Here is a 13,825-nt window from a genome sequence, read left to right as displayed (position 1 = left end):
CCCATTTGCCATCAGCCGCTACGCGCAAGCGTGCGGTTACGTGCCCGGGAGCACATGCCGGCAACCGCGGGCTGGCGACAGCGGCTGATTAAACGATAGGCGTAATGGTCGAACCGCCATCAGCCGCGACGCGCAAGCGTGCGGTTACATGCCCAGAGTACCAACCAGTCCACATAACCGAGGCTAGCGTCTTTCGGCTCAGGGACCAATCCGAACTGAGCCGCATCGCGCTAGCGACGGTTGGAAAAAGCTTCAACTCGAACTCCATCAGGAAGCCAATCACATAACCGAGGCTAGCGCCTTTTCGGCTCAGGGAATCATGCTGACCTACGTTACTTGCAACTTTGCTGACAATACGATGGCGGGGGCGACTAACGCAAACACCACTAGCCCCCAGACTTGCCCGGCACCCAAAAACGCGTAGCCGGCGGACAAAGGAATAATCGTCAGCAGCGCCGCACGAATGGTCATGCCAATGGCCCTTGGACTGGACTTCGTTTGCAATCGTACCGCGCGAACCACGACCGGTACCGCAATCAAAATCATCATCACGGCGAACTGCCCCGATGGACGAACCGCAAGATTCACCTGCTGTGCTTTCGTCGCCAACCCCGGCGCGAAGGCCAACATCAACACACCGATCAAGATTAAAGCCAAACCTGTGCGGCGATTCGTCGGATCACCTCCGGTCGCTTCATCGCGTGCCAACGTGGTAATGCCCATCACATACACGCCGAATCCCAATGCTGCCGACCAAACGAAACGTGGCACCTCTGGAACTCCGTTGACCAACGGCAATGCCGCCGACGCGCCCAACATAAAACTTAGAAAACGACATGATCCCATCACGGCTGGTGCGAACGCTGTCGACTTCAGCGGTCCGTCGTACGCGACAACAGCCGTCGCCAGCGCGACAGCGACCAACGCCGGGAACCATGTCGCGGGATTTGCTTCACTGACATCGACATAACCTGTGATCGCAGCCAACGCGACACCGAGCAACAACAGAATCCAGCCGACTCGCCTAGCGGCAAACAACGAGACCCGACCACTCGGCAGCGGACGGCTGGGCCTTTCCCGTCGATCCTTTTCGATGTCGAACACATCGTTCAGAACCATGCCTGCCCAATACAGCGAAACTCCGGCGAGCAAAATCATTGCCATCCGCAGAGGCGAAAGCGGCCCACCAGCCATCAACAGATAAGCCGCACAAACGTCCGCCAGAACAGTAAACACGGTTGGCAAACGAACGAGCTGCAACCAACCAAAAAATGAACCGGGTGTTTTCGTGGGGACAGGTTCGGCCATGCGTGATTCCAAAACACAAAAGACTTCTAAACGACGATCTTTATATCAGTGCCACTAAAATACAGCACCGCTAAAAATACATCGAGGCACACAGAAATAAAGCGAGGCACAGGGCTCGCCGAGGAGACTTACCCCTCAGCGATCCCTGTGCCTCATCTGATCATTCAGTTTTGAAGCGATAGGCCATCCATCGTGATGGACAACGGCCCTATCGATTGATGGCTTCTCGGTAAATGGCCATCACGAATTGCGACTACTCTTCGACAGGAGCTTCGGCTCCGCCTTCGAGTTCTTTTTTCAATTCGTCAAGCAACAGCTCCATACGGCGTTTTTGAGTGCTGGATAGTTCGCCCGCTGACTCCATCGCCTTTTCTTGAGCCGCGACGGCGTCTTTGAAGTTTTTATCCAACGCGTAGTACCGTGCCATGACTTCATAGAATGCTGCCTTGTTCTGTGCGTCGGCAGATTTCACCTCAGTCTCCAAAGCAGCGATGACATCACCGGTCAGCGGTCCCAAATCTCCGTCATTCTGTGAGATGCCGTAAAGCTGCATCGCAAATCGCAAAACGGCTGGACCGTTGCCTTCAAGCTCTTTCAACTCGCTGCGATAGTGTTCGAAGTCTGCTTCGGTAGCAGTGCCGGTCAGCAAACGGAATTGGTGCTGAATGTTAACCCAACGTTGTTTGTACTCGTCATTGGTGGCACCCGAGATTTGCTTGTCCAGCATCTCAGCGGCTTCGTCAACTTTGCCACGACCGGCCAACATTGCGAACTCCTGCAACGTTTCCTCGAACTTCGATTCTTCTTCACGTTGCTTTTTGAATGCTTCACGATCCCACGAATCGGAAAGGACCTGTGCAAGTGGCTCATCCATTTCCATGGGGTGTCCGATCCATTCAACCAAGCCAGTTTTCCCGACTACAAACGCCGCGGGAATCCCATTCAACTTGGCTGCTAGCATGTAATCACGGTGTGCAGAACCATCGGGATCACTCGTTAGCGTGTATGGCGCGGTGACCTCGGCAAACGAGGCTTCTTTACCGGGATAGGGCTCCTTCAGTTTGGCCGAAACCGTTTCTTGATCCTCGTCGCTAATGCTAACGATTTGAAGTTTGTCACCACGGTACTTTTGCTGCAATTCAGCCAAGTGCGGCATGCTGGCAACACATGGTGGGCACCAGGTTGCCCAGAATTCGACGACGTAAACGTTGCCTTTCTTAAAGTCCGTGACTTTTGCGTCACTTTCGTCGTAGTAGTGGGCCAAGTCGAGCGACGGAGCTTTGGAACCGATATCCAGATCGGTTTCGGCTTGAACCGAAGACGCGGACATCGCGGTCGCCGCGACACAGCAAAGAAGTACACGAGCGATACGTTTCATCGAGAAGAACTCTATTGGGGTTGTTAAAAACAATTTGGTTAAGTGGCACATGCGATCGTTGACACACATCAGTGTTATCATGCCGCCACATTTCAAACTGACTTGTGCAAATTTCACGCCGCAGTGGTCATCATCATTCTATGCACAATCGCTGTCGAGCGGCATAACCACCGATGGGCGGTCATCACTCATACGGCGACAGATTTGCGAGCAAACCGCTACTCTGCTGGCTGACCAGCTCCAATCGCAGGACCAGCATTGTATTCCGCATACGTCGGCCGACGGATTCACGTTCGCCCTCTGGAGCTCAGGATGTTCAATTCCGCCGGCTAACCGCCAAACGCCCCGCAAGACCCGACGCCCCCCCTGGCGAACAGCTCCCGTTGGCGTCTCGCGCAACCCATGACGGCGCCGGCGGAATCAAGTGAATCCCGACCTTGATTCCAGCCTTTGATCGAAACCTCTGCCCCGCTGTGGGGTTCACAGGCGCAGCACTTCGGCACATGCACCGCATCGTCGCCGGTCCTTCAGTGTCTGCTTCTTCTCTCATTTACTTCTTCCAACCAATTGGCAGCGTTCAGCCGGCCTCGGAGTCAACTCGATGAGTGTTTCGCCCCTCGCCCCCCGATCGAAAAAAACGTTGACCGCAACCTCGCGGTGTCGTCGTTTGGCGGCAAGAATCCTGACGGCTGCAATCGCCACCGCGTTACCGACTGTCGCGATCGCTACGATTTCGTCGGTTGACGTCAGCCCTGTTTCTGCGGCTGACTGGACACGTTTCCTGGGCCCCAACGGCAGCTCTGTGGCAGCAGATTCTCAGGGCCTAGTCGAAAAGTGGAGCGATGACGAAAACGTGCTTTGGAAGTCCGAGCTTCCCGGCCGAGGAGTCTCCAGCCCGATCATCATCGGTGACAAACTCTTCGTCACAAGCTATTCCGGCTACGGTACCGGCGGCACTGACGAAAAGATGGAGAACCTGAAACGACACGTGACCTGCCTGAATGCTAAGACTGGCAGCGAGATTTGGAGTCACACGATCGACGCGGTGCAACCGGAAGATCCATACGAAGGCCCTGGTGTACCATCGCACGGTTATGCCAGTCACACGCCGGTCAGCGACGGTGAGCACCTGTTTGTGTTCCTTGGTAAATCCGGAGTCATCGCCTATGACTTCGATGGCAATGAACTGTGGCGTCGAAGCGTCGGAACCGGCAGCGGACCGATGAAATGGGGTTCGGCGGCAAGTCCAATTCTGTATCAGTCCGACGAAACCAAACTGCTGATCATCCCTGCTTCCGAAGAAAGCGAAACCATTTTTGCCTTCGACCCGGAAACCGGCAAAGAGGTCTGGAAGTCCGAAGCGTCCAGCTTATCTGGATCTTGGAGCACTCCAACGTTGGCCAAATCGGGTGACCAAATCGACTTAGTCTTGATGGTTCCAGGCGAAGTCTGGGGGATGAACCCCGAAACCGGAAAACTGCGTTGGTATTCACGAGGAACCAGTGATAACACGACTTCGGCAAGTCCTATCGTTGCTGGAGATGTCGTGTACGCGATCGGAGGACGCGGTGGTGATTCGGTAGCGGTTCGCGCCGGAGGAAGTGGTGACGTCAATGATTCACACGTCGTCTGGGACGCCAAAATTCCAGGGCGATTCTCGTCGCCGATTATTAGCGAAGACCACATCTTCGTTTCTAGCGATGGAGTGATCTCGGTTTACGATGCGAAATCAGGCGACAAGCTTGGACAGCAACGCCTTCCCACCAGCTCTGGTGATCGTGGAGATTCCGGCGGGAGAGGTGGACGACGTGGCGGGTTTGGGAATATCACCTACGCGACGCCCGTTCTGGCCGATGGCAAACTTTACATTCCAACCGCAAGTGGTGATTTCCATGTGGTGGCTGCGACCCCCGAACTAGAAATCATCGCGACCAATAAATTGACCGACCCAACTGGCTTTTCCGCATCGCCAGCGGTCAGCAACGGGCGTTTGTACATTCGCAGCGGCGGCGCGGTTTACTGCATCGGCAAAGAATAAACGCCCTATGCTTCGCCCCGACCGTTCGAAGCACGTTGCTTTTTTGAGGTGTCTAACACCAAGCAAGTCAGACGCCTCGGAAAATCGATAGAAAAGTGTTGCACCTACCGGCATTCTGAACGCCGGTAGGTTCGCTTTAAACGCTTCATCCAGGGTCAGCGGCCAAATCGAAGTTTTGCCCGATTGATTAAGCAAAGTTGCAATTATCGTTTGCGACCAACAGCGATAGAATAAACCTGTCGCCGAATTGATTTCACTGTGTCGCAAATATGCCTCTGATTTCCCGCCTGTACGCTCGATCTGTTTTTCTTCCCACCCTGTGCTGGAATTATCTTCTTGCACGAGTGCTACATGTCCGCCGGTGGTGGGACCGAATCGATGAACATGTCATCGTCGGTGCATACCCGTTCGCTGGTGATGTGGCCGCGTTACGCGGCGAAGGTGTACGCGCCGTCGTCAATACATGTGAAGAATACGGCGGGCCTAGCAGTGAATACCAATTGCATGGGATCGAGCAGCTGCATATCCCGACAACGGATTTCACTCATCCAAAGCTTGCCGATGTCGAAGCAGCCGTTGAGTTCATCCAGAAATACAAACTGCAAAACGACACCGTCTATATCCACTGCAAAGCGGGACGAGCACGTAGCGCGACGATTGCTGTCTGCTGGCTGATGAAATATCGGCAGATGAGCGCGGATGAAGCACAAGCCCACCTGCTTGCCGCCCGCCCACACATCAACCCTCATTTGGCTAGCCGTCCCGTCGTCCGGCAATACGCTGCACTACTGCGCGATGAGGAAAGCTCCTCGGGGCTTTTCCCCAAAATTGAAGAGGAACCGCTAAGTACAACTCCGGGCAGCCACTAGCGCTCAAGTATCGCTGCTTCCACGGAGTGGATGGCGATGATCTGCGGTACCGAAGCAATGAATCTCGCGAAGCACTCCACCAGGTTCAGCTAAACGATAGACACCTGAGTGGGGAGCCGCTACGCTGCTGGCACGAAGTCGATCGATGGCTGATCGATGTGCCTCTCTATTTGGACCGCCAAGATGGACGGCTCGAACGATGTCACGATCGGAAACGTCTCTCACACGGATTCCGTCGTATGCAATGACGATGAAAACGCTGCCGCGAGCAGACTGCTTCGACAAACCTTGCAACTGACAACACTTCCCGGCATCGGGCCCCGAACACTTCGATCCCTGCTCGATCATTTCGAATCTCCGGAACATGTGCTCAACGCATCCGCAGATCAACTGAGTCAAGTCCCTGGGGTTGGCCCGAAACTCGTCCACACGATTCGGACCGCTGACCACCATGTGGACATCGAACCGATCATCCAGTGGTGCTCCGATCATGATGTTGACATGCTGCTGCAAGGCACAACGCGGTATCCGCAACCGCTAACCGACCTGGTCGACGCACCTCCAATTCTGTTCTCTCATGGGACCCTTACCCAAACAGACCAGTTGGCCGTTGCGATCGTCGGCACTCGCCATGCCTCCAGCTATGGGACACGACAAGCGAATCGGATCGCTTACGGTTTAGCCAAAGCAGGCATCACGGTCGTTAGCGGGCTCGCTCGCGGAATTGACGCCGCGGCCCACGAAGGTGCGCTCTCCGCTGGCGGACGAACGATCGCGGTACTCGGAGGCGGTATCGGGCAGATCTACCCTGCCGAACACGAGGGACTCGCAAAAGCGATTGCGGCCGACGGTGCCGTTGTCAGCGAATTCCGTCCCGACGCCAAGCCGCGCGGCGGCATGTTTCCACAGCGCAATCGAATTATCGCGGCTCTCTCGTTGGCAACTTTGGTTATCGAAGCACCTGATCGCAGCGGAGCCCTGATTACGGCTAGGCTCGCTAGTGAAATCGGACGAGAAGTCATGGCACTCCCCGGACCGGTCACCAGCCGCGCTTCGCGGGGTGTAAATCAACTGATTCGCGAAGGGGCGACCCTGGTTCAAACCGTCGATGACGTTCTTGAAGCCATCGGCCCGATAGGATGCGATGTTTCGATCGATGGAGATCAGAACATTCGCAACCCCGCCGAACTGAAGCTCAACGAACTTGAACGGAATGTTCTTGATGCGATTGAGCCGACTGGAACGGTGATCGATCAAGTGATCGCCAGCAGCGGCATCCCGGCCCATCAAGTGATGGCCACGATCAGTGTCTTGGAAATGCGCAAGCTGATTCGCAGGTTGAGCGGGCAGTACGTTGCCAGAGTGTAGGAAACCGCCATCACATGCCGCCCTCTCATCAGCCGCTGGGCGCCAGCCCGCGGTTCCTGCCGAAAACCGATCCTGCACACCTAACCGCACGCTCGCGCGTAGCGGCTGATGAAAATTGCTACCATTAGCCGCATCGCGTTAGCGACGGTTAACAGTCCAGCTCGCAACAGCGGCTAACGCCAACGCGCCCACAGCTGATAAAACCGCGATCGCATGCCGTCCTCTCATCAGCCGCTGGGCGCCAGCCCGCGGTTCCTGCCGCGAACCGTTCCTGCAAACCCAACCGCACGCTCGCGCGTAGCGGCTGTTGAAAATTGCCCCCATCAGCCGCATCGCGTTAGCGACGGTCAACAGTCCAGCACTCAACCGCGGCTAGCGCCTTCGCGGCTCAGTGAAACGAACCAAACCGCGATCGCATGCCGCCCTCTCATCAGCCGCTGGGCGCCAGCCCGCGGTTCCTGCCGCGAACCAATCCTGCAAACCCAACCGCACGCTCGCGCGTAGCGGCTGATGAAAATTGCCACCCACCAGCCGCATCGCGTTAGCGACGGTTAACAGTCCAGCTCGCAACCGCGGCTAACGCCTTCGCGCTCACAGCTGATAAAACCGCGATCACATGCCGCCCTCTCATCAGCCGCTGGGCGCCAGCCCGCGGTTCCTGCCGCGAACCGTTCCTGCACACCCAACCGCACGCTCGCGCGTAGCGGCTGATAAAAATTGTCCCCATCAGCCGCATCGCGTTAGCGACGGTTAACAGTCCAGCGCTCAACCGCGGCAAACGTCTTCGCGCCCACAGCTGATAAAACCGCGATCACATGCCGCCCTCTCATCAGCCGCTGGGCGCCAGCCCGCGGTTCCTGCCGAAAACCGATCCTGCAAACCTAACCGCACGCTCGCGCGTAGCGGCTGATAAAAATTGTCCCCATCAGCCGCATCGCGTTAGCGACGGTTAACAGTCCAGCGCTCAACCGCGGCTAGCGCCAAAGCGGCTCAGGAAAACGAACCAAACCGCGATCGCATGCCGCCCTCTCATCAGCCGCTGGGCGCCAGCCCGCGGTTCCTACCGCGAACCGATCCTGCAAACCTAACCGCACGCTCGCGCGTACCGGCTGTTGAAAATTGCCCCCATCAGCCGCATCGCGTTAGCGACGGTTAACAGTCCAGCACGCAACCGCGGCTAGCGTCTTTGCGGCTCAGGAAAACGAACCAAACCGCGATCGCACGGTTTTTGGAAAGAGACCGGACTCGTCGCCTCGTCCACTACCGTCATGCGTTAACGAAAACTCACCGACTAGCCTCGACGGATCTCACTTCCTTTGAAGAACACTGCGATGCGATAGACCTTGATCTGTTCGCAATGGATCTTACCGGTTTCCAAATCAAACCGCTCGGGAATCGTTCGGCGGCGAATGTCGATCACCGCGTGGAACCCACGCTCGGAAAAGATGTCGATCAACATTTGTAGCGCCAACGGATCTTCCAAAATCTCATCTTCGCTACTGATGGTAGCCCGTCCCGAGATCGCGTGCCGCACAATGATCGGAATAAACTTGCTTTCGATCAATTGAGCGATGCGATGAAACATCTCCGGATGATCATACTCATAAGAATCCAATCGCCGCACCAAGTCACGTCGCGCGTGCTGAACGATATTACTCGCTACAGGAATGTCACCGATGGCATGAAACGTCCGAGGATCAAGCTCAAGCGAACTTTGGTACTCCAATTCATTCAAGATGTTTTCTTGAACGACAACCAACTCAGCCTGCGCGTTGATGAAGTGAAAGTGAAACAGTTGCTTTAGCGAAACCAACGCGTCGTAAGTTTTCTCTTTAAAGACACGATAGCGGTTGCGGGCCAAAGCTTCATTGAAATCAGTCGCACGTTCTTCCCAAGCCTCACCGATACCAGAGCGGCTGACCTCTTCGTTGTGTGCGATCACTTGACGACCACGCATCAGTTGACGGCGGATGCTTTCAGACTCGTCGACGAACAGCACCATGATGTGAAACACCGGCGGCTTCATCTGTTCCAAATGCGGATTGTCGATTAACTCGCGGCGCAACGCTTTCATCCGATCGTAAAGCATCTTCAGACATTCGACCTGGACCTTCGTCCGTGGAAAGCCGTCCAAAATTGCGCCGTTTTGGAACTGTGGCTCCAACAGCTTGTGGAAAATCAGCGAGACCACTTCGCGGTCGCCGACCATGCCGCCTTGAGCTTTGATCTGCTGTGCTTCGGGCGTGTTGAGAAGCTCACTAACCACAATCGGGGCCGCTGAGATATCACGAACCTGACGAATAAAATCGGTGTTCGTGCCTTTACCTGCGCCGGGGGCACCGCCGAGCAAAATCAGCTCGGTCGGAAAGCGAAGATTCAGCTTCCCTTTTTCGCTCTCAAGCTGCTTCCATACCGAATTGAAAATTAGCAGGGCGTCTTTGACTTCGAGATCATCCGGTGTCAACGACTTGCGTTCGGGTTCAGGAGCACGATTCACTTCGATTCAGCTTTTGGCAACTAGGAAAGCGGGCGGTGAAACGGCTCGTCGTACGAAACCGTCAAAAGCACGAGGATTTTACATGCTGGCTGACGATTGGAGAGTGACCTAACGCGGCAAAAATAATTTGTCGGTGGTCTAGCCACCCTTACAAGGCACTCGTGAAGACGGGTGGTCAGTATGGCACACCGATGGCATCACACAGAAACCGCATCAAAGGCCTGACTTGCTTGACACGTTCGATGATAAGCGGCACAAGATCGCCACCTGTGATTTCAGATTCTGAAAGCGGAGCGATGGCGATGAAATCTTTCCGGCGTAGATCTTCGATCATCGGATGATCTTTAGGGTAGTCTCGGGGTGCCGTCTTGAGACTTTCCCCGACGAGCGTGTAGTGTTCCGCGAAGGCCTTTTGGTCGCGTGCGCGTTTCCAGGCTTTGGGATCTTCATCGATTGCAGCACGGATCGACGCCAGCGCGGGGCCCGCGGGGTGCCAACATCCGGCGGCGACAAAACACTCCTCAGGATCGAAGTGGATATAGACGCCTGGCGCGTGAATGTCCTTTCCCGCCTGATGCCGAAACGATATGCCGACATTCGTTTTGTAGGGAAGCTTGTCTTTGCTGAATCGGGTGTCTCGATAAATCCGCAGCAACGAACCGTTGTGAGCTTTCGGTTGCACTAGCAACATCGGAGCCGTTTTAGCCAATGGTCGTTCCAGCTTTGCGATCAGCTCAACCGCCGGATCGCGAACGTCTTTTTCATAGCGATGTTTGTTTTCGGCAAACCAATCACGATCGTTGTTTTTTTGGAGATCGCGCAGAAATTTGAATAGTTTCTTGTTGATGATTGAATCATCCATTTGATCGCCTTGCGGAATGGCAATGTAGACGGGGACGAGTCAAACAGTTTATCCGCGATGCTCGATTTCATCAGGGGTACTCGTCGAGGCCGCGTGCAACACACCATCAGCCGCCACACCGTCAGCCGCTGGGCGTTTGCCCGCGGTTCCTGCCGCCAACCGTTCCTGCACACCTAACCGCACGCTAGCGCGTAGCGGCTGATGAAAATTGCCCCCATCAGCCGCATCGCGTTAGCGACGGTTAACAGTCCAGCACTCAACCGCGGCTAACGCCGGTGCGGCTCAAGAAACAAACCAAACTGAGCCGTGATCGCGCTAGCGACGGTTGACGGGGGTGAGCTTCAAAAACGAATCCACGCAACCGCGGCTAACACCGTTGCGCCCACGGCTGATAAAACCGCGATCACATGCCGTCCTCCCATCAGTCGCTGGGCGCCAGCCCGCGGTTCCTGCCGCGAATCGTTCCTGCACACCTAACCGCACGCTCGCGCGTAGCGGCTGATGAAAATTGCCCCCCATCAGCCGCATCGCGTTAGCGACGGTTAACAGTCCAGCTCGCAACCGCGGCTAACGCCGTTGCGGCTCGAGGAATCAAACCAACTGAACCGTGATCGCGCTAGCGACGGTTCGCGTCCGTGGCCGATTCACGTGTGGCGGTTTTTGTCTGTGATATGACGTGCCGCCGATAGGTTTCCTTCACCACGGAAGCAAACTTGTCACGAACGCTTTGATCGACTTGTGGAATCCTTTGCACCATATCAAGCATGCCTTCCGGATTCGCTTGGCAAGCACCCGAAACTTGACTGATGAAACTTGCCGTCTCGACGAAGTTATGGTCGGCGGACTTTCCGATCAAACCACGTAGCGAACGGGCAATCAAATCGGCCCCCAGACTTTCGAATTTCACATAGCAGTCCAACGTTCCCATCACGGTCGTACCACCGTCAGCGGCAACCGCGTAGGTACTGCGAAAAACAAATAGCCCTTTGCCCGTGATCGGCTTTTGAGTGAACTTGCCGTCATATTCGCCTTCGGCATAGTAGACGTGCAAGTTTTGATCGCCGTAGATCAGGTCGATGTGGCACGTAGTGCCAGCACCATCGTCGGCCTTCAGTTGATAGGGACCGACACGCTCGGCTTGAACATTTGTAATCCCCATCAAATCCCACAGACCGATAATGGCCTCGGGTTGACGAGTCAAAAATAGAAACAGGTCTTCATCACAACGAATCGCTTGCGAGGGCAGACGACGCTTGATCGTTGGGTTCTCTGTGACCGATGCGATCCGCTCTCTGGCTTGAGCGGTCAACCGTTGCATCGGCAATGCACGAAGCAGCTCGTCGCCCTTGGCGGCATCCTCATCGTCGCTATTGCTGCCAATCAGATTGCGAAATCCGAACAATCCGCCAGAACGCTCTTCGCCATCGTCCGAATCATCGCCGTAGCGACCGGCGGGGCTTCGAAGCCGCGGATTCTCGGCCTTCACTGCGGCACCATGAGCCCCACAAAACGCAATGAACGCAACTACATGCACCCAACACCTGCGAATCAAATGATTCAGGCATCGACATGCGCTAGCATTCGCTTCGTTAGGCCCGGTCTTTGTTGCCACCAATTTCCCTAGAGCTTGGAGGGGAAGCCGGCCCCGAGTCCCGAAAACGTCCTTGCAAACGCCTTGCCGGAGACTCGGCGATGTCCGCGATGAATGTGACCACGAATTTGCGTGGCCCCATCAGCGACTGCCCATTATCCCAAGGTAACGTTCGGTCAGAGAGGTCGTCAGAGTTGAGCGTTTTCGTCTGGGGGAGGAGTTCCGGCGAAGAAGAGTCAGCAAATGGGGGCTACAACCGCAACTTTGGCCAAATGCAGGAACTTTTGTCATCCCTGCAAAAATGCTCAAGTTTCGCACCCTCGACACCTTCGATGGGGTGCTGAATAATTCATCGCGTCGCCAGACGGCCTTTGAGCGTCCAGGCTCCACGTTGACCAAACCTGCCCACGGCATGATGCGTCGACAGATTCCCGAGTGTGTGGACCGAATTTTTCGCCAGCAGACATGCCGGTTTGATTCGATCAAAAGGCCGCTAAACCGAGTAATACCTCCAACTTGAATGAAAGATGGCAAAGAAAACGATTGACCAAATCGATGTCGCAGGAAAGACCGTCCTGATGCGGGTTGACTTCAATGTCCCCTTGGATGATTCACAGAACATCACCGACGACCGTCGAATCCGGATGGCTTTGCCCAGCATCAAAAGCGTGATCGATCGCGGCGGAAAGCTTATTTTGATGAGCCATCTCGGACGCCCGAGCGGCGACCCTTCCGATGCCGAAAAGTACTCGCTCGCCCCGACCGCCAAACGCCTTGGCGAACTCCTGGGCAAAGACGTCGCCTTCGCCACCGATACGGTTGGCGATGATGCCACCAGCAAGGCCGCCAGCTTGACCGACGGTGACGTGTTGGTTCTGGAAAACGTGCGATTCAATCCAGGCGAGAAAAAAGGCGACGAAGAATTCGCTGGCAAACTTGCGGCAATGGCCGACGCCTACTGCAACGATGCATTCGGAACGTGCCACCGCAAAGACGCATCGATGTATGCCGTCCCGCTGGCCATGGAAGGCAAGCCACGCGTTGTCGGACATTTGGTTGCTAAGGAAATCCAGTACCTCAGCGACGCGATCGGCACCCCACAACGCCCCTTTGTTGCGATCCTCGGCGGTGCCAAGGTCAGCGACAAAATCAATGTGATCAACAATCTGCTAGGCATCTGCGATTCGGTTTTGATCGGTGGTGCGATGGCTTACACCTTCTCGCTGGCCCAAGGCGGAGCCGTCGGCAACAGCTTGGTCGAAAAAGACAAAGTCGACTTGGCTAAAGAACTGATCGAAAAGGGTGGCGACAAACTGGTACTGCCCGTCGATACCCACTGCGGTGATGACTTTGGTGATCCGGTTGGCTGCAACAAAGAGATCGTGCCTGCTGGCGAAATCAAAGATGGCTTTGAAGGCATGGACATCGGCCCCAAAACTAGCGAGCAGTATGCCGAGATTCTGAAGTCTGCCAAAACGATCGTCTGGAACGGCCCAATGGGCGTCTTCGAAAAACCACCATTTGATGCCGGCACCAAAGCCGTCGCACAAGCGACCGCCGACAGCGAAGGGATCAGCATCATCGGTGGTGGTGACAGTGCTGCCGCAGTTGACCAACTCGGTTTTGCTGACCAAGTATCCCATGTCAGCACCGGTGGTGGCGCCAGCCTTGCCATGCTGGAAGGACAATCCTTCGCCGCGGTCGACCTACTCGACGAAGCCTAAGGATGTGTTGCAATTTGATCGCCACTTTAACTCGACGATCAGATCACCCTCCATTGCCGTTTGATCCACCAAACGGCAAACCCGGAACAATCACCAACTAACGATAAACGGCCGAACCATGGCGGCGTTGCCAAAGCGCGACTTCGCCGGTTCGGCCTATTTCGTATCCATCGCTAAGCTCAACTGAATT

General features: G+C 55.5%; 9 protein-coding genes. 4 read left to right on the top strand and 5 right to left on the bottom strand.

The annotated features are described in order from the left end of the window. Window positions 1-327: 327 nt before the first annotated feature. Complete coding sequence (locus tag LOC67_RS02050) at window positions 328-1,308, bottom strand: UbiA family prenyltransferase (RefSeq protein WP_230260830.1); 981 nt, start codon at window positions 1,306-1,308, stop codon at window positions 328-330. Between the two features lie 253 nt (window positions 1,309-1,561). Then, complete coding sequence (locus LOC67_RS02045) at window positions 1,562-2,686, bottom strand: TlpA disulfide reductase family protein (protein ID WP_230260829.1); 1,125 nt, start codon at window positions 2,684-2,686, stop codon at window positions 1,562-1,564. A 601-nt stretch (window positions 2,687-3,287) separates the two neighbouring features. Between LOC67_RS02045 and LOC67_RS02040 the strand changes: the two genes are divergently transcribed. The 3 genes from LOC67_RS02040 to dprA all read left to right on the top strand — a co-directional run bounded on the left by LOC67_RS02040 (window position 3,288) and on the right by dprA (window position 6,961). Next, on the top strand, window positions 3,288-4,724 hold the full coding sequence (locus LOC67_RS02040; RefSeq protein ID WP_230260828.1) for a PQQ-binding-like beta-propeller repeat protein: 1,437 nt from the start codon (window positions 3,288-3,290) through the stop codon (window positions 4,722-4,724). A 269-nt stretch (window positions 4,725-4,993) separates the two neighbouring features. Next, window positions 4,994-5,593: a phosphatidylglycerophosphatase and protein-tyrosine phosphatase 1 family protein gene (locus LOC67_RS02035; RefSeq protein WP_230260827.1), complete on the top strand. Its 600-nt coding sequence runs from the start codon at window positions 4,994-4,996 to the stop codon at window positions 5,591-5,593. A gap of 156 nt (window positions 5,594-5,749) precedes the next feature. Next, on the top strand, window positions 5,750-6,961 hold the full coding sequence (gene dprA / locus LOC67_RS02030; RefSeq protein WP_230260825.1) for a DNA-processing protein DprA: 1,212 nt from the start codon (window positions 5,750-5,752) through the stop codon (window positions 6,959-6,961). A gap of 1,291 nt (window positions 6,962-8,252) precedes the next feature. Here the strand turns inward: dprA and LOC67_RS02025 are convergent. The 3 genes from LOC67_RS02025 to LOC67_RS02015 all read right to left on the bottom strand — a co-directional run bounded on the left by LOC67_RS02025 (window position 8,253) and on the right by LOC67_RS02015 (window position 11,854). Then, entirely contained in the window at window positions 8,253-9,458 is a 1,206-nt protein-coding gene (locus LOC67_RS02025) for a nucleoside monophosphate kinase (protein ID WP_230260823.1), read from the bottom strand. Window positions 9,459-9,633: 175 nt separating this feature from the next. Further along, window positions 9,634-10,320: a DUF2461 domain-containing protein gene (locus tag LOC67_RS02020; RefSeq protein WP_230260821.1), complete on the bottom strand. Its 687-nt coding sequence runs from the start codon at window positions 10,318-10,320 to the stop codon at window positions 9,634-9,636. A gap of 616 nt (window positions 10,321-10,936) precedes the next feature. After that, the gene (locus LOC67_RS02015; RefSeq protein ID WP_230260819.1) at window positions 10,937-11,854 is read right to left on the bottom strand and encodes a hypothetical protein; all 918 of its coding nucleotides are present in this window, start codon (window positions 11,852-11,854) and stop codon (window positions 10,937-10,939) included. Window positions 11,855-12,438: 584 nt separating this feature from the next. Between LOC67_RS02015 and LOC67_RS02010 the strand changes: the two genes are divergently transcribed. Beyond that, entirely contained in the window at window positions 12,439-13,635 is a 1,197-nt protein-coding gene (locus tag LOC67_RS02010; RefSeq protein ID WP_230260817.1) for a phosphoglycerate kinase, read from the top strand. The last annotated feature ends 190 nt before the right edge of the window (window positions 13,636-13,825 follow it).

The sequence above is a fragment of the Stieleria sp. JC731 genome (genome assembly GCF_020966635.1).
GTDB lineage: Bacteria > Planctomycetota > Planctomycetia > Pirellulales > Pirellulaceae > Stieleria.
The sequence above is the reverse complement of the archived record's forward strand: the minus strand, read 5'-3'. Positions and strand labels throughout refer to the sequence as shown.